Annotated in this window: 20 protein-coding genes; all 20 read right to left on the reverse strand. The window is 67.9% G+C overall.

Annotated elements, in window-relative coordinates; genetic code table 11:
• Positions 1–10 precede the first annotated feature (10 nt).
• A complete protein-coding gene (locus tag RKE50_RS17275) occupies positions 11–1,651 on the reverse strand; it encodes a hypothetical protein (protein ID WP_350038583.1) in 1,641 nt (546 codons plus the stop codon).
• 94 nt (positions 1,652–1,745) lie between these two features.
• Positions 1,746–2,186 (reverse strand): hypothetical protein, encoded by a 441-nt coding sequence (locus tag RKE50_RS17280; protein ID WP_350038584.1) that lies wholly within the window; start codon positions 2,184–2,186, stop codon positions 1,746–1,748.
• 258 nt (positions 2,187–2,444) lie between these two features.
• Positions 2,445–4,706: a type II secretion system secretin GspD gene (gspD, locus tag RKE50_RS17285; RefSeq protein ID WP_350038585.1), complete on the reverse strand. Its 2,262-nt coding sequence runs from the start codon at positions 4,704–4,706 to the stop codon at positions 2,445–2,447.
• Positions 4,707–4,776: 70 nt separating this feature from the next.
• The gene (locus RKE50_RS17290; protein ID WP_350038587.1) at positions 4,777–5,412 is read right to left on the reverse strand and encodes a hypothetical protein; all 636 of its coding nucleotides are present in this window, start codon (positions 5,410–5,412) and stop codon (positions 4,777–4,779) included.
• Positions 5,409–5,978, reverse strand: coding sequence for a type II secretion system protein GspM (gene gspM / locus RKE50_RS17295; RefSeq protein WP_350038589.1), 570 nt, complete (start codon positions 5,976–5,978; stop codon positions 5,409–5,411). The genes RKE50_RS17290 and gspM overlap by 4 nt, the downstream gene beginning before the upstream one ends.
• Positions 5,975–7,021: a PilN domain-containing protein gene (locus RKE50_RS17300; RefSeq protein ID WP_350038591.1), complete on the reverse strand. Its 1,047-nt coding sequence runs from the start codon at positions 7,019–7,021 to the stop codon at positions 5,975–5,977. Before RKE50_RS17300 ends, gspM begins: the two co-directional genes overlap by 4 nt.
• On the reverse strand, positions 7,018–7,818 hold the full coding sequence (locus RKE50_RS17305) for a hypothetical protein (RefSeq protein WP_350038593.1): 801 nt from the start codon (positions 7,816–7,818) through the stop codon (positions 7,018–7,020). Before RKE50_RS17305 ends, RKE50_RS17300 begins: the two co-directional genes overlap by 4 nt.
• On the reverse strand, positions 7,815–8,411 hold the full coding sequence (locus tag RKE50_RS17310; RefSeq protein WP_350038595.1) for a PulJ/GspJ family protein: 597 nt from the start codon (positions 8,409–8,411) through the stop codon (positions 7,815–7,817). Before RKE50_RS17310 ends, RKE50_RS17305 begins: the two co-directional genes overlap by 4 nt.
• Positions 8,408–8,818 (reverse strand): type II secretion system protein, encoded by a 411-nt coding sequence (locus RKE50_RS17315; RefSeq protein WP_350038597.1) that lies wholly within the window; start codon positions 8,816–8,818, stop codon positions 8,408–8,410. Before RKE50_RS17315 ends, RKE50_RS17310 begins: the two co-directional genes overlap by 4 nt.
• Before the next feature lie 13 nt (positions 8,819–8,831).
• On the reverse strand, positions 8,832–9,317 hold the full coding sequence (locus RKE50_RS17320; RefSeq protein WP_350038599.1) for a prepilin-type N-terminal cleavage/methylation domain-containing protein: 486 nt from the start codon (positions 9,315–9,317) through the stop codon (positions 8,832–8,834).
• Positions 9,292–9,732 carry a type II secretion system major pseudopilin GspG gene (gene gspG, locus RKE50_RS17325; RefSeq protein WP_350038601.1) on the reverse strand — a complete coding sequence of 147 codons (441 nt, stop codon included), beginning with the start codon at positions 9,730–9,732 and terminating at the stop codon, positions 9,292–9,294. The genes RKE50_RS17320 and gspG overlap by 26 nt, the downstream gene beginning before the upstream one ends.
• 53 nt (positions 9,733–9,785) lie before the next feature.
• The gene (locus RKE50_RS17330) at positions 9,786–10,988 is read right to left on the reverse strand and encodes a type II secretion system F family protein (RefSeq protein ID WP_350038603.1); all 1,203 of its coding nucleotides are present in this window, start codon (positions 10,986–10,988) and stop codon (positions 9,786–9,788) included.
• A gap of 7 nt (positions 10,989–10,995) precedes the next feature.
• Positions 10,996–12,735 (reverse strand): GspE/PulE family protein, encoded by a 1,740-nt coding sequence (locus tag RKE50_RS17335; protein WP_350038605.1) that lies wholly within the window; start codon positions 12,733–12,735, stop codon positions 10,996–10,998.
• A gap of 186 nt (positions 12,736–12,921) precedes the next feature.
• Positions 12,922–14,550, reverse strand: a complete 1,629-nt coding sequence (locus RKE50_RS17340) for a 3-(methylthio)propionyl-CoA ligase (RefSeq protein WP_350038607.1) — start codon at positions 14,548–14,550, stop codon at positions 12,922–12,924.
• Positions 14,551–14,580: 30 nt separating this feature from the next.
• Entirely contained in the window at positions 14,581–15,438 is an 858-nt protein-coding gene (locus RKE50_RS17345) for an MBL fold metallo-hydrolase (protein WP_350038609.1), read from the reverse strand.
• A 1-nt stretch (position 15,439) separates the two neighbouring features.
• Positions 15,440–16,636, reverse strand: a complete 1,197-nt coding sequence (gene fabV, locus RKE50_RS17350; RefSeq protein ID WP_350038611.1) for an enoyl-ACP reductase FabV — start codon at positions 16,634–16,636, stop codon at positions 15,440–15,442.
• A gap of 100 nt (positions 16,637–16,736) precedes the next feature.
• The gene (locus RKE50_RS17355; RefSeq protein WP_350038613.1) at positions 16,737–18,506 is read right to left on the reverse strand and encodes a sugar phosphorylase; all 1,770 of its coding nucleotides are present in this window, start codon (positions 18,504–18,506) and stop codon (positions 16,737–16,739) included.
• 1 nt (position 18,507) lies between these two features.
• A complete protein-coding gene (locus RKE50_RS17360) occupies positions 18,508–19,734 on the reverse strand; it encodes a glycosyltransferase family protein (RefSeq protein WP_350038615.1) in 1,227 nt (408 codons plus the stop codon).
• Between the two features lie 7 nt (positions 19,735–19,741).
• Positions 19,742–20,683 (reverse strand): HAD-IIB family hydrolase, encoded by a 942-nt coding sequence (locus tag RKE50_RS17365; RefSeq protein WP_350038617.1) that lies wholly within the window; start codon positions 20,681–20,683, stop codon positions 19,742–19,744.
• Between the two features lie 6 nt (positions 20,684–20,689).
• Positions 20,690–21,592 (reverse strand): hypothetical protein, encoded by a 903-nt coding sequence (locus RKE50_RS17370; RefSeq protein WP_350038619.1) that lies wholly within the window; start codon positions 21,590–21,592, stop codon positions 20,690–20,692.
• Positions 21,593–21,651: the final 59 nt, after the last annotated feature.

Consider the following 21,651-nt stretch of genomic DNA (forward strand, 5'->3'; position numbering starts at 1 on the left):
ACGTCTGGGCTTAGCTGCCGCTGACGAAGCTGTGTGCCACGATACGGCCGTAGGACGCATCGGGGTTGGCTGCGACGTTACGCTCCCAGGCTGCGAAGCCGATGATGGGCGTGTTGTCGTTGGTAAACGCCGACGAACAGGACATCTGCGCCAGGATCTCATCCGGATCCAGTGCACGCGGAGAACCGTCCGGAGCCGCGCCAGCGCCGACGCCGGTGTCCGTAGCGGGATTCCAGTTGCACAGCTCGCCACCAGCGCTAACCGCGAGAGACAGCCAGCCATAGGGCTGCGCCAGGTCAGCCGAGATGTCGGTGTCAGACGTACCCAGGACGCTGTTGCCGCCGAAGGTAATGACGTTGACTTCCTTGTTCAGGATAACCTGCGGCACCGAGCCGGGCGGGGACGGAGATACTACCAGGTTCTCGTCAGGATCTTCACCCTCAAACTCCTCGCGGTTCCAGGCAGAGATATCAGCCACGACCGGCAGGTCGCGGAAGTCACAGATTACGGGCACCGGCGGATCGCCAGCACTCCAACCGGTCAGGCCCGCCAGGATGTCAGCGCCCTGCGTGTTCGGGTCCAACGCACCGATCACGCTGTCCTTGACGCAAGCCAGGGAGTCAAGGCCGAGAGACGCGATGTAACCCGGGCGATGCAGCATGACGTACTGACCGGGCAGGGTGACAACCCAGTCGAGCGCCGCGCCGTTGGCTTCGTTGGCCGTCCACTCGTTGATCAGCGCAGATACGCCAAGCACGCCACCATCACGAAGTTCGTCAAAACGGCCGCGAACGCCATCTACCGGGGAACCACCATCCAGATCCGGGAAGTCGAACCCGTCAAGGTCGCCCGACAGGTAACCGAACTGCTGGTTGGTGATCGCCGCTTCCTCGAGGAAGCCCTGGATATGTACGGCATTGTCACCAAACTCCACGCCGGACGCGTTGTCGCGGATGAAGTAGGAAACTTTGAGGACGTCATCGGAATCCTCGTAGAAGGACGGCAGTTCGTCGGACGTGCTGTCGTCATCATCCAGATCGAGGATGTCGGTCGCCCACGTGGTCTCGAAGTCCGCCACACCCTGGCGGGTCGGGGTGCCGTCGGCAAAGAAGTTGCCGCGAACCATCTGGCACGACAGCGGCGTGAGGGCCGGGTCGCTGCCTGCACCACTGTGCTTGGCAGTGATAGCAATGGGCTGGGTTTCGCTGACCGTCTGGCCCATGGCGATGATTTCGACGTAACCGGTTTCCGCACCTTCACGGAAGATTTCCGGCATGGTCAGCTTGCCGCCGGAAGTGGCCGGAACCGTACAGGTGGTGTCGTCAGCCGCCCAGGAGATGGCGCCGTTCTCGTCGTCGGACAGGAAGCCCGCGTAGACGTCGTACGGGGACATGACGATGTTGAAGTCGAGGGCGTCCATCGAGTCGCCTGCACGACGGAAGCGGAACTTGACGACCTGCGTCTTGTCGCTGGTGTTGACGATGTGGATACCGGTGATCCAGTCGTCGGCAACCGTGTAGTACGGTACCAGCGCGAGATCGCCCAGCGCGTTGTTGGCAACGGCAGGCTGTGCCGATGCAACGTTAGAGTACCCGGCAGTTGCTGCTGCTACTGCAGCGGCGATGCCCAAGGGCTTAAAGTTGCTTTTCATGAGGAGACTCCTAATGTCTGAAACACACAACCATCTGGTTAATGCTAGCGCTATTATTGCTAGCTGCAGCCAGCTGTCAACCTAACAGCCAAAGCTACAAGTTAGCGCTGAACCACCACTCACCATCAACGTAGACCCACCGCTCATGGATGACTGAGGGCACAGCACCGATTGCTGCCGAAGCTGCCGAGGTATGTTTGACGGGTTTGGACATGACCCTTGCCGCCACACTCGCTACAGCTGCCCGGGCATCATAGGTAAGGAATTCGACACCTGTCAACTGCCAGTCCACCATGTAGGAAAACTTGTGGCGGTACAGGGCCTTGGGAAATACTTCTCGATAGGCGGGTGAAGTATAGGTCCAGGCGGTATCGAAGTCCCGCTGCTCCAGCGCGCGCCAGCGCGCCTCGGCCCGTTCTAGCAGCTGCGCCTTGCGCTCCTCGGTGAGCCGCGGGCCGCCGGCACAGGCGGCCAGGACAGCCACGAGCAGCGCCACGACTGCGCCGCGGAGAACGTTCCTGAGGTTACCTAACATACTAATATTCCTGGGATTTTTTAAAGGCGCGGAGTATACATGAGTCTCCGGCCCGAAGGAACGTCGGCCCGCTCCACAGTGATGCTGCGGGCGCCCATTGGCAGGCTCCATAGTGCCTTCAACGGGGTGGACCGCCCCCTGGCCCATTCCGGTATCGCCCGATCGGCGGCGATTTCCGGCAAAAAGCCACGCTGGGGCGTTTGAGCCTATGATTTATTCCAGCCGATCGGGCCGGGAATAGTACCGAAGATTCTGCGGCTATTTGCTGCCCGAGGAGACGGCAGCGGGCTGCTCTTCAATCAGTTCCATGAAGCGCACCGTGGCACGCATCTCCTCGCTGACCTGCCGCAGTTCGTCCTCGGTGTACAGCGCCCGCGGCGTAATGATGACCAGCAGTTCCGTGCGGCGGTTCTCTATCGACGTCGTGCCGAAGAGCGCACCCACTCCCGGAATATCCCTCAGCAGCGGCACACCGGACGCGCCGGAACTCGCGTTCTCGCGGATGAGTCCACCGAGCACGACCGATTCGGAAGAGCGAACGGCCACCCGGCTGCGGATGGAGCGCTCCAGGAAGGACCGCTGGTCGGTTGCCGAATCCACGGGGCCGACGTCGGTAACGGACTGCTGCACGTCCATGGTGACGAGGCCCCCGGCGTTGACGGACGGGGTCACGATAAGACTCACCCCCGTGTTCTTGAAGTTGATGTTCTGCACGGAGTTGCCGCCGTTGGTGATCGTCGTGCCCTGCAGCACCGGAATCTGGTCCCCCACCTGGATCTCCGCGGTGTGGTTGTCGAGCACCATGACCGATGGCGTGGAGATCACGTTGATCAGGGAATCCTCGCTGAGCGCATTGAGCACCGCGGTGATGTCCTTGGCGCTGTTGGTCACCGTGTAGGAGAAGCCCGGCGCCCGAGCCGTCGGCGCCCCGGACTCACCCACGAGCTGCCCGAAGCCCTCGTAGGCGGCATCCAGCCCCTTGCGGAAAGACCACTCGAGGCCATAGCGAAGCTCGTCCGTGAGCGTCACCTCGAGAATGCTGGCCTCGATGATCACCTGGGTGGCCACCACGTCGAGCTGCTTGAGCGCGGTCTCGATGATCTCGTACTGCTTGCCGGTCGCGTAGAGCATCAGCGCGTTGTTTTCCTCGTCGGCCACGACGCGCACGTTGGCGAGCACATCGTCGTCACCGCCGCCGAGGGCCGCGGCGACCATCTCGCTGGCCCGGTCGCCCCGGGTGCTGCCCGCGGCACTGCCGCTGCCCGAGGTCGTGCTGCCGCTACCGAAGCGGCTGTTGCCGGACCCCGTTCCGCCGATGCCACCGCTACCGCCGCTGCCGCCCCCGCTGCTGCCGCCGCTGATCGACTCCGGCGACATGCCCGGCGCGACGCTGCGGTCCGCTCCGCCGATGCCACCGCGTGTGCCCGCAGTACCCCCGCTGTCCATGACGCTGGTGCCGCTACCGCCAGCGTAGATGCCCTGCAGGAGCTTAGCGAGCCGGTCGGCCGTCGTGTTCTGTACCGGGTAAACGTACAGGCGGCGCTCGAAACGGGCGTCCGGGTTCACGTCCAGCCGCTCTATCCACTGGCCGACCCGCTCCAGGTACTCGGAGCGCGGCGTGACCACGAGGATGCTGTTCAGGCGCTCCACCGGCAGCACGCGCACCAGCCCGATGATGTCGCCCGCCTCGCCGCCGGCGGCAGCCATGAGGTCGTTGATCGCGCCGGCCGTCTCGACGACGTTGGCATTCTCCAGCGGGAAGATGCCCACGGACATGCCCGCCAGCATGTCGACGTCGAAGGTGGAGACGATGTCGAGCCAGCCGGTGAGCTGGGCGCGGGTCCCGGCCAGCATGATCAGGTTGCGCGCGTTGTCGACGCGCACGAAAGCGGACTGGTCCGCGACCGGGCGCAGGATATCCGCCATGGCGGAGGCGCTGATGTACTGCAGCGGCACGATGATGGTGCTGTAGCCGGCGAAATCATCCTGCGCGCTGGTGACCTGCGGCGACAGGCGCACCGCCTGCTGCGAGCCGGTGACCAGGTAGCGGCCGTCCTTGCCGCGGATGAGCAGCGCGTTGTGGGCCTTGAGCAGCGACTCGACGATGCCCAGCAGCTGGTCCCGCGGGATCGGCGTCCGCGTGCGCAGCGTCACCTTGCCCTGCACCGGGTGGTCGACGATGTAGTCGAGCTGGAGGATATCGCCCATGACGGCCTGCACCACTTCCGCGAGGGGCGCCTGCTCGAAGTTGAGGCTCACGTCCTCGCCCACGAAGCGCACCGGAGACTGCGGCTCGGGCAGCCTCACCTGCCGGTCGCTGCCTTTATAGAGCGTGGGCTCGCTGCGCGCCGCCGCGTCGCGCTTCTCCTCCGCCAGGGAACGGGCATCGGCCGACAGCGGTCGCTCGGCGGGACGCGCGGGCGTTTCGCCTGCACCGGCTGCCACGGAGGGCGTCCTGTCCATGCCCGCGCACCCTGCTAGCAGGGCAAAGCACAACACGCCGGGGATGATCTTCAACATGGTCTCTTCCCAATGGTTTGCCGGGACTCGCGTCCCGGCTTGTCATGGCACCTTCTCGAGGACGCCTTGTTCACGACCCGCCCAGGGTCAATCGCTCTTCACCGCCCGCGGCCGCGGGTTCGGGCTCGGCCTGCGCTGCGGCCTGCGCTGCGGGTTCGGTGGGCACCTCGATCACCGCCGGAACCAGCTCCCGGCGGTCGCGCACCCCACCGCTGACGAACGTCGCGCTGTTGCCGTTGACGCGCTCGAGACGCCAGCCCTCGATCTCTTCGCCGACCGCGAGGCGCAGTTCCCGGTTATTGCCGGTGAGGATCACGCCGCCGCTGTCGCCGGAGCCGTAGATACCGCGGACCGTCACATCTTTGAGCCGCGGCGCGGCCGCGCGATTCTCGGCCGCGTCCTGCGCCACGGCCTCGACCGGCGCCACCGCTTCAACCGGCCGGCGCTCCGCCCAGAACAGGGGCCGGCCGACAATGGCCTGCCGCTCCTCGGCGGGCAGGGCGCCGGCGCCCTGCAGCGCGGCCACGCGCACGCTGTCCGGCGCCGGGGCGACGGGCCGGATCGTCGTCGCCATGGCGATCCGCGCCGCAACGTAAACCACCGTCAGCAACAACAGCGCCGCCGTCGCCAGCAGCGCGAGCTCCACCCGCCGCTCCGACCGCAGGGGATCGACGTCTACCCGGTAGCGCGCCAGCAGCCGTATCACTGAAGCCTCCGCAGGGCGAGCACCTCGATCACGGCGGTGACCTCCTGGGGCGCCGGCTCCTTGTTCCCCCGCGCGCGGGTCCGCGATGGAAAGACATCAAGGGAGTCGACCAGGAGCATCGGCCGGAACGCACCCAGGCCGGCGAGGGCGGCATCGAGGGCGGGCATGGGGCCCTTCGCGGTAGCCTTGAGACCCACCAGGTCGAACACGTCATCCTGCCGCGCGGGCAGCACCTGGCTGTTCGACACCTCCAGCCCGGCCTCTGCAAGGACGCGCCGGACCTGCGCCTGGAGCTCCGCTGCGACCGCGGTAGTGTCCTCGGTAGGTGGATAGCCCAGTGCCGCCAGGCGCTGGGAAACCTCGCCAGCCGCGTCGCGCAGCGCCGCTTCGTGCTCGACCAGGCCCTGCAGCCGGGCAATGCGGGGGCGCAGGTCGTCAATGCGCTCGCCGTGGCCGATGCCGACCGCCACGAACTTGAACAGCAGCGACAGGTAGAGATAGACCGGGATCAGCAGCGTAGCGCCGATGATCAGGGTGCTGCGGCGGTTGCTTCGGAGCCAGTTCACGGCCCCTCCCCCGCAGCGATCCCCGCAGCCACGCCCTCGGCGATGCGCAGGTCGAGATAGAACTGGTCCTCGTCGCTGTTGCCCACCCGGCTGATGGCCTGCGGCGCGGTGACCTCGGCATAGGCCGGTTCGGCGGAAAGCGCCTGCATCACGCCCGCGGCATCGGCCGCGCGCCCGCGAATGCGGATCATGTCGCCGCTGGAAGAGAAGTGTGCCACCCAGGCCTCATCACCCAGGAGCCGGGTCAGCCGGGCCAGTTCCCGGTGCGGGCTCGGGTATTGAGCGGTGATCCCGCGGGCCGCGAGCAGCTGCCGGTTGGCATCGGCGATGGCCTCGCGCAGGTCCCGGACCTCGCCGGAGGCGCGCTCCGTCTCCGCGGCCAGCGCCTCGACGCGGGCGAGCTCGAGCTGCTTGCCGAGCGCGTAGCCCCCGGCGAGCAGCAGCAGGAGCACGAGCATCCCCGCGGCCATCAGGCCCACCCGGCGCAGCCGCTGCCGGTAGTGCGCCTCACGGCTCCCCTCGCCGAAGCCTTCCAGTACCACGACCCCCTCGGGGACGTCAGCCCAGATTTCGAGCGCAGCGCGATCCTCCGCTTCCGGCCGGCGCGCAAGCAGGCCGAGCACCGCACTGCGCGAGGCGATGGCCAGGTCGACGGCGAGCCCGCTCTCGCCGCGGCTGGCGAGCCGCCAGCCCCAGGCGGTGTCGTTGGCGGTGAACGGGCTGTGCGCGGCCACCTCCATCGCAAGGGCGGATTGAAGATCGGCTTCCGCCGCCAGGGGCAGCGTCAGGCGTTTGTGGAGCGTGAGCTCCGGCGGCAGGGAGAGAGCACGGCAGGCTGCGGAGGAAGCCTCCGCCGGATCGACCGGCGCACCGGCATGGTAGAGGGTCAGCGAGTCTTTGCGCTCGAGGAGGACGACCTCGTCGAAGCGACGACGCAGCGGCGAGTCCAGACCGAAGACGAGATCGCGCCACGCGGCAACCCAGTGGCGGCCGAGGTTGCGCATGTCGTAACCGAAGAGATACCACTGCTGGTCCGCGATCACGGTGCTACCCCGACCGCGCGTACCGCCTCGACCCGCTGCGTTGCCCAGGGAAAACCGCTGGAAGACCCTCCGCCAAGGGACAGCCAGCGGCGGCGCAGCCAGACGCGCTCACCGGCGGACACGAGCGCGTCGATCCGATAGCTGTTGGCCAGCGCGGGCAGCGCGCCGCGCCCCCCGGGGGCACCCGGGGGGGCGTCGCCCGCGGCGATGCGGCCAGGCGCCTGCGCGGCCACCCAGGCAAGGCCCGCGGCATTCGGCACGCCACCGCCCGCCACGGTGACGAGATCCCGGAGCGAATCGAGTAGCGACCTGGTTACCCCCGGTACCCGCAAAACATCCTCCACGGCATTGAAACCTGCTCCGCCCCCGGTACCCCGGCGGTCACGCTGGCGCCACTCTACCACAGCGCCGGCGAGGTCCTCGGCCTCGCTCCGGGGCAGTTCCCCGTAGCGCTGGAACAGCGCCGCGAGACTCCCCCGGGGGGCACTGGCGAGGTCGAGCAGCGCTGTCGCGGGCACCGCGACCACGGTGACCTCATGGTCACCGAGCCTATAGCTCGAGCGCAGGCCGCCGGCGGCCCGGTTGAAGCGTCCCTCGAGCAGTTCACCGAGGAACAGCCGTATCGCACCGTCGCCGGCGGCTTCCGCCTGTGCCCGGAACAGGTGCGCCTGGGCCAGCCGCGTATCGACGGTCGCCCGGGACACGATGCCCGCCACGAGCAGCGCCATGCCCGCAATGAACCAGACGACCACCGCCAGGGCAACGCCCCGCTCGCCCCGGCCGGCAACGGGCCTCACCGCGCGACCTCCATAACGAGGTCCGGCCAGTAGCGCCCCTGCACCTGCAGGCGAAGCCTGACCCACCCGGGTGGCCCGCGCTGGTCCCAGTCGGTCTGCCAGGGCCCGCCGGCCTCCCGCCGGTAGGCGACCTCGAAGCGATCCACGCCTGACACCAACGTGCGCGACGCCGCTTTATTCCAGCCCTTGAGCGGCGCCTCGCCGGTATCTTCGCGCCAGCGAAGCTCGAGATCGCTTCCTTTCCTGCCGAGGCGCACGAGGTACTGGCCGCCATAGGCCTCGCCGAAAAGCACCACCGCCTTCCAGATGAGGGCACCCTCGGGCGAGAGCTCGAAGACGGCCCGGTCCTGCATGCCACCGCCGAGGCTGAGGCCGCCGGTCGAGCTTCCCTTGACCGTCGATGCGAGGCTGTTGCGAAGAAAGCCGCTCACCGTACGCAGGTCGACCAGCCGGTCCACGCGGGTGTCGAGCGTGGCCTGGGTGTTGCCCAGCGTCCGCAGGCCCGAGACCGTCGCCAGCATGATCAGGGAGAGCACCGCGAGGGCGACCACCGCCTCGACCAGGGTGAAGCCCTGCCCGCGGCGACGGCTCACGGTGCGCGCGTGTCCATGCGCTGGCCCGCCACGACCGAAACCAGGTGCACGCGGCGACGCCGCGACCCCTCGGTCCAGCTCACCGCCACGTCGAGTTCCTGCAGGAGCCCCGGGGCGAGGCGGGAATCCCTCGCGCGCGGCAGCGGGCTCGCGTCCACTGTCCAGGCAAAACCGCCGGCGGTCTCACCGCGACGCCGCAGCCCCGTCTCCGGTACGACCGAGTTGTCGGCGACCAGCGAGCGCGCCAGCTCCACCGCGTAGGCATAGCGCTCGTCCGTGCGAACGTTGCGGGTCGCTGCGCTGCTCGCCTGGTAAAGGGCACCGAGCGCCAGCCCCAGGATCGCCATCGCCACGACCATTTCCAGCAGGGAGAATCCCCGCTGGGCACTGCGCTGAGGAGAATTCATCGTTCAGAAGAGTTCATGGCAACGAGGGATCATGAACTGACTGGGTCACCCGCCCGGTGAGCCAGTCGACCCCGATGGCGACCGTCGCCGAGCCCGGGTTGGCAATGTCGACGCCGCCGCCGCTGGTGCCGCCTTCCGGGTAGAAGCGGATCACGCCCGCGCGGTCGCGATTGACCTCGGCGGCACCGTGTACGGTTACCTGCAGGCCGCCGGGGAGGCGCCGCTCGGTCCCGCCGAGCGCGAGGCGGCGCTCTTCGGGCCAGACAAGCACGTCCCGGGGCTCACCGCTGGTGATCGCCTGCTGCCGTGCCGTCGCGAACAGGGTGACCACGTCGCGCACCGCCTCGCGGGTGCGCATGCCGTCGTAGAAGCGAAAGCCGGAGGGCACCGCCACGGCGAGCACCAGCCCGGCAATGGCCAGGGCCACCAGCAGCTCGACGAGGGTGAAACCCCGCGCGCGCAGGGCGGGGCCCCTATTGCCAGTTGCCGACGTCCGCATCCTCGCCATCGCCGCCGGGAGCGCCGTTCTGGCCGTAGGTGAAAATGTCCACCTCGCCGCGCTCACCGGGATACTTGTAGTGATAGTCCTGGCGCCACGGATCCTGGGGCACGTCGGACTTCAGGTAGGGGCCGTTCCAGCCGGCGGCATTGGCCGGCTTCTCGACCAGCGCGACCAGGCCCTCCCGCGTGCTCGGGTAATGCCCGACATCGAGCTTGTACATCTCCAGCGCCTGCTCGAGGTCGCGGATCTGGATGCGGGCCGTCTTGGTCTTCGCGCCGCCGAGCTGATTGAGCACCTGCGGGCCCACGAGGCTGATGAGCAGGCCGAGGATAGCCAGCACCACCAGCAGTTCCATGAGGGTGAAGCCGCGGGCGCGGCGACGGCCGCCGCGGCGGCGAAAGGCCTGGTTCATGTTGTGTTCCTTCGCTGAAAGATGACTGACAAATGGCATGGGAGTCCCGGGCGCTAGAGCGCGAGATTGTTGACCGAGAGAATGCCCATGAGGATGGCGATGATGATAACCGCAATCACGAACCCCATGAACAGGATGAGTACCGGCTCGAGCAGCGTCAGCGCCCGCTTGACGCTGGACTCCACGTGGTCGTCGAAGACACGCGCCAGCTCGAGCATCATGGCATCGAGGCGGCCGGACTCTTCACCGACCCGCGCCATCTGGATCACCAGCGGCGTGAACAGCGCGCTCTCCTCCAGCGAGGCGGAGACCCGCCTGCCCGACTTCACCGCCGGCGGCAGGGCTCGCAGGGCCTCGCGAACGACCCGGTTGTCGACCGTATCGATGGCAATACCCAGGCTCTGCAGCAGCGGCACACCGCTGCCGAGCAGCGTGCCCAGGGTGCGCGCGAACTTCGCCACCTCGAACTCGAACACCATGCCGCCGAAGAGCGGCAGGCCGAGCAGCCGGCGATGCAGGGCCTCCTCGCCTTCCGGGGTCCTCAGCCAGCGCCAGGCGGCAACGCCGCCAGCGCCGAGCAGGAGCAGGAGCAGCCAGCCCCAGGCGGCGACGAAGTCGGCGAGGCCGAGCACAACCCGGGTAAGCGCCGGCAGCGCCTCGCCCATGTCCTCAAAGAGGGTCTCGAACTGCGGCACGACGAAGACCAGCATCACGGCGATGGACAGCGTGGCCACGACCAGCAGGATCGCCGGGTAGATGAGCGCCGAGATAACGCTGTCGCGGTTGCGCCGGGCGTTTTCCAGCGTCTCGACCAGCCGGTCGAGCACCAGGGACAGCTCGCCGCTCGCTTCCCCGGAGCGCACCATGTTGATGTAGAAGTTGCCGAAGACATCGGCGTGCGGTGCCAGCGCGGCGGACAGGGACTTGCCGCCCTTGACGTCCTTCAGCAGCAGCTCCAGCAGGCCGCGCACCCCAGGCGAGGAGGCCATCTCCAGCAGCACCTTCAGTGCCCGGTCCAACGGCAGGCCGGCGCGCAGCAGCGTGGCCAGTTCGCTGGTCATCGCCAGCACTTCCTTGCGACCGGGGGGTTTGCCGGCGCGCTCACTGCCCGGCGCGGCGGCCCCGGGCTCGAGCTTCAGGAGCGTGAGGCCGCGCTCGCGCAGCTGCCGCGTGGCAAGCTCCGGCGCGTCCGCCTCGATGGTGCCCTCTGCCGCCCGGCCGTCGCGTCCGAGAGCCCTGTAATAGAACTGGGCCATGCGCCGCTCAGGCAGTCGCTGGCTGTTGCAGCGCCGCCGGGCCCGGCTCGGCCATGCTGTCGCCGCTCTGGTCCTGGGTGACCCGCATGACTTCCTCCAGCGAGGTCTGCCCGGCGACCACCTTGCGCAGGCCGTCCTCGTACAGGGTGATCATGCCCTGGCGCCGGGCCGCCGCGTGCAGGGTCGTGGCATCGGCACCGCCCATGATCACCTCGTGCAGCCTGTCGTCGAGGAGGAACAGTTCGTGGATCGCGGTGCGGCCGATATAGCCCGTGTCGCGGCAGTGTTCGCAGCCCCGGGCCTGGTAGACCGTGCGCTGCCCGTCGCGCAGGAAACGCCGCAGCCCGTAGCGCTCGATCGCCGCATCACCCAGCTCCACCGGCACGCGACAGCTCGAGCAAAGGGTACGTACGAGGCGCTGGGCGAGGACGCCATTCACCGAGGAGGTGATCAGGTAGCGCTCGACGCCCATGTCCTCGAGACGGGTGATGGCGCCGGCCGCCGTGTTGGTGTGCAGCGTGGACAGCACCAGGTGGCCGGTGAGCGCCGATTGCACGCCGATCTGCGCCGTTTCCGTGTCGCGCATCTCGCCGATCATGATGATGTCCGGGTCCTGGCGGAGGATCGAGCGCAGCGCGCGGGCAAAGGTGAGATCGATCTGCGACTGCACCTGGATCTGGTTGACGCTGTCGAGCTGGTACTCGACCGGGTCCTCCACGGTGATGATCTTCAGCTGCTCCGCGTCCAGGGAGGCCAGGGACGCATAGAGCGTGGTGGTCTTGCCCGAGCCGGTGGGGCCGGTGACCAGCAGCACGCCGTGGGGACGGGCGAGCAGCGACTGGTAGCGCTCCAGCGTATCCGCGGAAAAGCCCATGTCGGGCAGGCTGAGGCGGATACTCTCGCGGTCCAGCACCCGCATGACGATGCTCTCACCGTGCACCGTGGGGATGGTCGACACGCGCAGGTCCAGCTCGTGGCCCTTGACCCGCTTCATGATGCGGCCGTCCTGGGGCAGGCGGCGCTCGGCGATGTTCATGTGCGCCATCAGCTTGATGCGCGAGGCGATGGCCGGGGCGAGGCTCGCCGGCGGCGGGTCCACCATGTCCTGGAGCACGCCGTCCACCCGGTAACGCAGGTGCAGGCCGTCCTCGAAGGGCTCGATATGGATATCGGAGGCACCGAGGTCCAGGGCCCGGTGCATGAGCTGGTCCACGAGGCGGATTACCGGCGCTTCACTGGCCAGGTCCCGCAGGTGCTCGATGAACTCGTCATCGCTCTGCCCGGCGAAGCTGTCGAGCCCGCCGGCCTCCTCCTCGTCGGGCTCGTCACCGCGCAGGTAACGCTCCAGGGCCCGGGAGACGTCGGACTCCAGCCCCAGCGCCAGCTGTACCGGTCCGCCCAGGGCCATGGCCAGCGCGCGGGCAATGAACGGGTCCTGCGGCACCGCCGCGGCGAAGCGCACGCTGTCGCCCTCGCGGGCCACGGGAACGACCCCATTACTGGCCAGGAAGTCCGCGGACAGGCCATCGACGCGCAGCGGTTCTTCGGGATAGTCGCCCGCGGCCAGGAGGGGCACGTCGAGCTGCTCGGCGAGCGCCTGCGCGCAGTCGAGCTCCGACACCAGGCCGAGCTTGACCAGCACGCGGCCGAGAAGGTCGCCCATCTCGGCCTGTGCCAGCAGCGCGCGCTCGATATCGCGTTCCGATACCTTGCCGCGCTCTATGAGGATTTCGCCGATTTTCTTCATGGCACCAACGTGACGCTAGACGGGGCAACCGCGATGGCAGAACGGCTACTCCATGCCATGGCGATTGCCACCGGGTGTATTCGCCGCTTTACCCTTGGCTATTCACTGTATTGACGGGTGAGGCAGGCAAAACGTTCCCGCGAGTCTAACACAGGGCCCTGCCCGGCCCCGCGGGGCCGGGCGCAGTCAGCCGGGGAACTCGTAGTCCTTGAAGCGGTCGCGCAGGTCGACCTTCTGGATCTTGCCCGTGGCGCCGTGGGGCAGCTCGTCGACGAACTCCACGGCGTCGGGAATCCACCACTTGGCAATGCGGCCCTCGAACCAGCCGAGCATCTCCTCGGCGGTGAGATCCTCGCCCCCGGCCGCCTTGACCACGATCAGCAGCGGGCGCTCGCTCCACTTGGGGTGGTAGCGCCCGATCACCGCCGCTTCCGCGACCTTCGGGTGGTCCGTGGCCGCATTCTCGACATCGATGGAGGAAATCCACTCACCACCGGACTTGATCACGTCCTTGGTGCGATCGGTGATCGCCATGTAGCCCTCGGGATCGATGGTGGCGACATCGCCGGTTTCGAACCAGCCGTCCTCGGCATGCGCATCGGACCCGTCGAGCTTGAAGTAGCTCGAACAGATCCAGGGGCCGCGCACCTTGAGCGAGCCGTAGGCTTCGCCGTCCCAGGGCAGCTCCTTGCCGTCGTCGTCGACGATCTTCATCTCGACGCCGAAGATCGGCCGGCCGGCCTTCTGCCGCAAGCGGGCAAAGGCTTCCGGTTGATACGCCGAACGCGTATCCCAGGAGGCATTGGCGCTGCCGAGCGGGCTCATCTCGGTCATGCCCCAGCCGACGCGGGTCTCGACGCCGTGGCGCTCGAAGGCCTCCATGATCGAGAGCGGGCAGGCGGCGCCACCGACGATCACCTGCTTCAGCGACTCGACGGTCTTGCCGCTCTCGCGCAGGTAGGCGAGGAGGTTGAGCCACACCGTGGGAACCCCGGCGGAGCGCGTCACCTGCTCTTCGTTCATGAGCGTGGTCAGCGTCTCGCCATCACCCATCTTGCTGCCCGGGAAAACAATCTTCGCGCCCACCATCGGCGCCGCGTAGGGCAGGCCCCACGCATTGACGTGGAACATGGGCACGATGGGCAGTACCGCGTCGCTGCGCGACAGGCCCAGGGCATCTGGCATGAGCGTGGCGTAGGCGTGGAGCATCGTGGAGCGGTGCGAGTAGAGCACGCCCTTGGGGTTTCCGGTGGTACCCGAGGTGTAGCAGAGCGCGCAGGCCTGCTTCTCGTCGAGCTCGGGCCAGTCGAACTCGTCCGAGTGACCGTGTACGAGGCGCTCGTAGCAGATGGCACCGGGCAGCGAGGTCTCGGGCATGTGTGCCTCGTCCGTCAGCACGACCCAGTGCTCGACGCCCGGGCACTTGTCGGCGACGGCCTCGACCAGGGGCAGGAAGTCGGCATCGACGAAAACGGCACGGTCCTCGGCGTGGTTGATGATGTAGACGATCTGCTCCGGGAACAGGCGCGGGTTGATCGTGTGGCAGACATAGCCGCTGCAGGCCGCCGCGTAGTAGGTCTCGAAGTGCCGGTAGTCGTTCCACGCCAGGGTGGCGACCCGGTCGCCGCCGGCCAGGCCCCAGCCCGCGATCGCATTGGCGAGCTGGCGGGTGCGGCGGAAGGCGTCGCGGTAGCGGTAGCGATGCCGCGGGTTGTCGCGGGTGACGGAGACGATCTCGCTGTCGCCGTTGACGCGGTCGGCATGTTGCATGATCGAGGTGATCGTCAGCGGCACGTCCATCATCAATCCGTTCATGCTGTTCTCCTTAGTGACGGATGGGTGAGTTCACGGTTGCCCTGCCTCGCCGGCTGGCAGGAGCCGCCAGCGCTCGGCATCGTCCGCGCGGGCCGCGCGTCCCTCCTGCTCCAGTTTTATCAGGTGCGCAGCCATGGACAACTTCGCCCAGCGGTGCAGCGCGGGGTCGACGTCATCGTAGACCACCTTCACCAGCGCATCCGGGTCCGCCTCGCCGAGGCGCTCGAGGCCGCCGACGACCTTGGCCTCGCGCAGCAGCCGGTGGCGCACCAGCCGGTCCACTTCCCGCCGGCTGTCCTCGATCAGGGTGCCGTGCCCTGGCGCGATGACCTGTACCGGGTAGTCGAGCAGCAGCTTCAGCGAGCGGATGTAGGCCGCCATGTCGCCTCCGGGCGGAATGATCACCACCGTGGAGCCCTGCATGATGTGATCGCCGGCGAAGAGCATGCCCTCTTCTTCCAGCAGCAGGCAGAAATGGTTGCTCACGTGCCCCGGCGTATGCAGCGCCAGCAGCGACAGCTCCCCGGTCACCAGCCGCTGCTCGTGGGCGAGCTCGACATCGGGCCGGAAGCTCTCGTCCTGGTGATCGTCGCCGCAGGGCAGCGCGCCATGCACCTCGGCCCCGGTCGCCTCGGCCAGCGCCTGCCAGGCGGGTGAGTGGTCCGGGTGTGTGTGCGTGCAGACGATGTAGCGGATCGGCCCCTCGGCCGCAGCGAGAATAGCATCCACATGGGCCGGCAGCGCCGGGCCCGGGTCCACGACCACCACGGCCTCCCGCCCGAGCAGGTAGCTATTCGTCCCCGGGCCGGTCATGGGCCCGGGGTTCGGCGCGACCAGGCGGGTGACCAGCGGCGACAGGCGCTCCGGCTGTCCAGGCACCAGGGCCATGTCAGGCTTCCAGCAATCCGGGGATCGGCTGCACCGGGTCGACGTCGGCATCGTAGTCCACGCCCGGCACCTCGAAGCCGAAGAGGCGCAGGAACTCCTGCCGGTAGCCGGCGAAGTCCGAGAGCTCGTCCAGGCTGTCGCTGTCGATCCGTTCCCAGAGGTCGGCCACCTCGGCCTGCACGGCCGGGTCGAGCTCCAGCCGGTCGGCCCGCAGCCGGCCCTCGTCATCGAAGTAGGGGGAAGCGCCGTAGAGGGATTCGCTGAACAGGCGGTAGATCTGCTCGATGCAGCCCTCGTGCGTGCCGCGGGCTTTCATCACGCGGAACAGGATCGCGAGGTAGATCGGCATGGCAGGGATCGCCGCGCTGGCCTGCGTGACCACCGCCTTCAGCACGGAAACGCGGGCATCGCCGCCGCGGGGCGCGAGGCGTTCGCGCAGGGCCAGCACCCGCCGGTCGAGGTCCTTCTTGGCGGCGCCGATGGTGCCGTGCCAGTAGATGTCCCAGGTGATCTGCTCGCCGATATAGGTATAGGCCGTGGTCTTGCAGCCATCGGCCAGCACGCCGGCCTCATCGAGGGCCTCGATCCACAGCTGCCAGTCCTCGCCGCCCATGACCGCGACGGTGTTGTCGATCTCTTCCTGCGTGGCGGCCTCGAGGTGGAAGTCCTGGATCTTGCCCTTGTCGGTGTTGATGCCCTTCTGGGTGGTGTCCTTGCCGATGGGCTTCAGCGTGGAGGCGTGCAGTTCGCCGGTCACCGGGTGATTGCGGCGCGGGGCAGCCAGGCTGTAGACGACGAGATCGACGCTGCCGAGGTGCTCGCGGATCGCCGCAATGGCCTGTTCCTTGAGCTCGCTGGAGAAGGCATCGCCGTTGATGCTCCAGGCGCCCAGGCCCGCGGCCTCCGCCTCGGCGTGAAAGGCCGCCGAGTTGTACCAGCCCGCCGTGCCCGGTTTGCGCTCCGTGCCCGCCTTTTCGAAGAAGATCCCGAGCGTGGCCGCACCGGAGCCGAAGGCAGCCGTGACCCGGGAGGCGAGGCCGTAGCCGGTCGAGGCGCCGATGACCAGGACCCGCCTGGGGCCGCTCTCCAGCTGGCCCTGTGCCTCGACGTACTCGACCTGGGCGCGCACGTTGGCGGCGCAGCCGGCCGGGTGGGTAGTGGTGCAGAGAAAGCCCCGGACCTTCGGCTTGATGATCATGCTGTGCCCTCTTGTTCGCGATGGCCTGCGCTGTGACTCGCGCGATAGCTTGCGTGGTCGCAGCCGCAGTGAAATCGGCAAGAGTCTAGCACGCTGGCCGCTAGCGGTGGTCGGGCAGGTTGGTGATCCAGACTGTCTGGTAGGGGACGAGCACCAGCTGTTCCACCCGGGACTGGAAAGGCCGGCCGGAGAGGAGATCCTGCCAGGCGTCGGTGTCGATGAGGTTGATGTCGGCGAGGTTGAGGGTTTGCTCCAGCGCACTCACGTTGCTGATACAGAAAATGCTCTGCCGACGGTCCGCACTCTGGCGCCAGAAGCCGAACAGCTGGGCGCCGAGGTGCAGCGTGAACTGGGTGGCGTTGGGGTGGAAGGCGGCCTGGCGCTGGCGGATCTCCAGCAGTTCCATCAGCGCACGGTAGACCACGCCGTGCTCGCTCGCCGGGTCGGCGAGCGCCTCCTCCAGCGCGGCGAGGTTCCACTGGTGCCGGTTGATGGAGCGCGGGTGCCCGGTCTCTTCGACCCGCTCGTGGTCGTTGTGCGTGGCCAGCAGGCTGTGGATGTAGATCCCGGGGATACCCTCGAGACCGAGCATGATGGCGTGGGCACAGAGAAAACGCGGGATGTTGTGCTCGTCCGGCCCCTCCACGGTGCCCTGCAGCGCATCGAAGAGCGCGATGTTGATCTCGTAGGGCTTGCTCTCGCCGTCCGCCAGCCGGCGGTAGGACACGTGGCCGCCGAAGCGGCGCATGGTTCCGATCAGCGCCTGCAGTTCCTCCTCGGAAAGCAGTCCCTCGGCGGGTCGCAGCCCGATACCGTCGTGGGAGGCAATGAAATTGAAGTAGGCCGTGCCGTGCTGCGGCGGCGGCATGCTCATCATCCACTGCTTGAGGTAGGTGCAGTCGCCGGTAACCAGCGTGTTCAGCAGCAGCGGCGGCAGGGAGAAGTTGTAGACACAGTGCGCCTCGTTGCCGTTGCCGAAGTAGGACAGGTTTTCCTGGTTCGGGATATTGGTCTCGGTGATGAGCATCGCATCTGGACGGGCATGGGACACCAGCGTGCGCAGGAGGCGCACGACCTCGTGGGTTTCGTCGAGGTTCAGGCAGCTCGTGCCGGGCACCTTCCACAGGAAGGCGATGGCATCGAGGCGGAAGATACGCACGCCGTTGTCGAGGTAATGGCGCACGATGCGCACCATTTCGGCGAGCACCCGCGGGTTGCGGAAGTCGAGGTCCACCTGGTCCGGGCTGAAGGTACACCACACGTGCCTGGGGCCGTCCACGGCCTCGACCTCACGCAATAGCGGCGTGGTCCGCGGCCGTACCACCGCGTCCAGGTTGGTGCGAGGGTCCGCGGTGACGAAGAAGTCCCGCCCGGGGTCCCGGTTCTCCAGGAAGTTCCGGAACCACTCGCCGCCCGCCGAGCAGTGATTGATGACCAGGTCTGCCATCAGGTCGTACTTGTCGGCGATGGCCTGGATATCCTCCCAGCCGCCCAGCTCCCCGTTCACGCTCAGGTAGTCGAGCACGGAGAAACCGTCGTCGGAGCTGTAGGGGTAGAAGGGCAGAATGTGGACGCCGGATACGCGCCCCTGCAGGTAGCGGTCGAGGAAATGCTTGAGGGTGCGCAGCGGCGCCTCGTCCGGTGCGAGGATGGACCCGCCATAGCTGAGCACGAGGGCATCGCCCTGGTCCCACTGGTTGACGTGCGCCGGGGGCGCCGGCACGTCGGCCTCGAGGCGCATGATGGCGAGCAGTTCCTGCGCAAGCGCCGAGCAGTCGGGAGCCGGCTCGACCTCCCGGTAGATGAAGGCGAGGTGCTGGGCGACACGCTCGCTGAGCGTCAGCGCCTGGTCGAGACTGCCGGAGCGCATGTCAATGGCTCGCCACCTCCTGGTTATCCAGTTCCACCGCTTCGCTCAGCCGGTCGAGGATATCGGGCATGGCGCTGGTCACCCGGGACCAGCTCGGGATGAAGGGCCGCTCCTTGGGCCGGGCCAGGAAGGCCTCGCCGGCTTTCATGATGTTGTCGGCGAAAAGCTCCACGGCCTTCTCTTCCTGGTGGATGTCGAAATCGAGGCCGTTCATCAGTGCGTCGGTGTTGTAAGTCTCGACGAAGTCGAGGGCGATGCGGTAGTAGGTGGCCTTCACGGAGCGGAAGGTCTCCGGGCTCAGGATCACGCCGCGCGTGGCCAGCTTGCGGAACAGCGCCTTGCAGATATCGATGGACATGCGCGAGAGGCCGTCGCGGTCGTTGTTGGCGGACAGTGTCTGGTGCTTGTGGTCGTAGCTGTCGGCGATGTCCACCTGGCAGAGGCGGTTGTTGGCATAGTTGCGGTACATCTCCGACAGCACACCGATCTCCAGGCCCCAGTCGCTGGGAATGCGCAGGTCCCGGAGCACGTCCCGGCGGAAGGAGAACTCGCCGGCCAGGGGATAGCGGAAGCTGTCCATGTACTCGAGGTATTCGACCTCGCCCACGGTCTTCTTGAGGGCCCGGAGCAGCGGCGTGACCAGCAGCCGGCTGACGCGCCCGTTGATGCGTCCATCCGCGACCCGGGCGTAGAAGCCCTTGCAGAACTCGTAGTTGAACTGCGGGTGCGCCACCGGGTAGATGAGCCGCGCGAGCAGGTCGCGGTCGTAGGTGGTGATATCGCAATCGTGCAGGGCGATAGACTCGGCGCGGGCCGTGGCGAGAATGTAGCCCATGCAGTACCAGACATTGCGCCCCTTGCCCATCTCCCGGGGAGCGAGGTCGAGGGCGCGAAGTTCCTCGTCCAGGGCCATGAGCCGCGGACCGTCGTGCCAGAGAATCCGGTGCTCCTGCGGCAGGCAGGAAAAGAACCGGTGCGCGTGGCGGAACTGCTCCGCGTCGGCCCGGTCCAGGCCGATCACTATCTGGCTGAGATAGGGCACGGCGGCGAGATGCTCGACGATGCCCGGCAGCGCCTCCCCTTCCAGCTCCGAGAACAGCGACGGCAGCAGCAGGCCCAGGGGGCGCTTGCGGGAAAAGGCGAGCAACTCCGCCTCCAGGTCGGCAACCGGGCGCCGGGAGAGGTTGTGCAGGGTGGTGATGATGCCGTTCTGGTAGAAGTCGCCCATGGAGTCGCTAGCTGTCCTGTGTTACCAAACCGTTCTCACACAGCCACTGCGTGACGCCTTCGGCCCAGCCGGCGGGACCCACGGCATCGCTGCACAGAACTCCCTCGCCGCGCCGGACGGGCGGCAGGGGTCGATCCGGTGCCCGCACCAGGAGCGCCGTGGCGGCGCTCTCCAGCATCGGTACATCGTTGGCACCGTCGCCGGCGGCGAGATCCTTAATATGTCGGATGCCGCGGGCCATGGCAAATTGCGCCCGGAGCCAGCGCAGGGCTTCACCCTTGTCCGCCTCGCCGCCAAGACTGTAGAAGCGGCCGCCGCGGCTGACCCGCGCACCGCCGGCCGCGCAGGCCGCCAGGAAAGCCTCGAGCCCCGCCTCGTCGCCGCGCCACTGGACCGGCTCGCTGTATTCGCGGGCGTTGGCCAGCGCAGCCTGGGCCCGGGGCAGGCCGGTCATGGCGGCAATGCCGGCCTCACCAGCGCGGGCGAAATACTCGAACTGCTCCGGGAAGTCGTCCTCGAGGCCCTCGAGGAGCGCGACCCAGCGCGCCCGGGGCGCGGCCAGTTCACGGACCCAGTAGCCCTCGCGCGCGACCGTATCCGCCGGCTGCTCGGGAAAGTACCCCTCGGGGATAAAGACCGCGGCACCGTTTTCCACCACGAAGGGATGCCCATTGGCAAGCCGCCGGCGCAGGGCGACCATCTCGGCGCGGGTCTTGCTCGAGACCAGCAGCAGCGGAATTCCCAGCGCATCCAGCAGATCGATGGCCGGCTGCGCGGCGGCGTGGCTGTAGCTGTCGTGGTCCAGGAGCGTGCCGTCGAGATCCGAGAAGACCAGGAAGGCGCTGCCGTCGGCACGGCTGTCCCCCGCGCCGGACTCCGCGCGACCGGGGGTACGCGGGTGGGCGCGGCGGGGGACGCGATCGGAGACGCTGAAGCGGGTGCTATTCATGGTCGGTTACAGGCCCTCGACGTTGACGATGTGCCGGTCATTGTCGAGGGAGTAGATGACATCCATGCGGTCGGGCAGCTCGGCAAGGCAGTGACGGGTCAGGCGTTCGAAGTACTGCACGAAACGGGCCACCTCTTCATCGCTCATGACGGCCGCACCGGCACCCGCGCGGGCGCGGAGCTTGTGTTCCTGCTCCAGGCGCCAGCGATACACGCAGTCGAAGGAGGGCGCGCGCAGCATCACCCAGCGGTCCACGTCGTTGTAAAGCGGCAGGAAGGCATCCCTGAGCGCCGCGTTGACGTAGCGGCGCCAGCGCCCGTCCGCGTCCTCCGCCGCCTCCAGCGCATTCACGGGCGCCGACAGCGTTTCCGCGGCTTGTGGCCGTGCGCCGAGGCACCAGCCCTCCAGCAGGATCACCGCGACAGGGGCCTCGACGCGGTCCCAGCGCGCGGCCGGCGCGCGGTCATCGCTCGCCTTGTCGAAGCGCGGCACGTGAACCACCGTGGTGCCCCCCTGCCCCACCAGGTGGCTCACCGTCGCGCGAAGCAGATCGATATCGTGGGTGCCGGGGACACCGCGGGTCGCGAGGAGAGGATGAACCGACGCCGCCAGCGCAGCGCGCTCTGCACGGGTGAGATAGAAGTCATCCAGGGAAAGGGCCAGTGCGGACAGGCCGTGCTCCTCGCGCAGGGCCTGCACCAGCCAGGCGCAGCAGGTGCTCTTGCCAGAACCCTGGCTGCCGTTGACGCCGATAAGCAGCGGCCGGCCGCGCTCGCGATGCAGGGCGGCCAGCTGCACGGCCAGGGGCGCGAAATAGCGACCCGCCAGCCCGGCGTAGGCCGGCGGCAGGCGCTCGGCCGCGAGCCAGGCGCGCTCCCAGCCCGCAACGGGGCGATCAGTGGCTTTCACGGCTCCCCTTCCCTTGCCTGTTCTCCCCCCAATGCTACCGCGTCCGGAGACGGAAGCGG

It is taken from the genome of Pseudohaliea sp. (genome assembly GCF_040217025.1).
Taxonomy (GTDB): Bacteria; Pseudomonadota; Gammaproteobacteria; order Pseudomonadales; family Halieaceae; genus Pseudohaliea.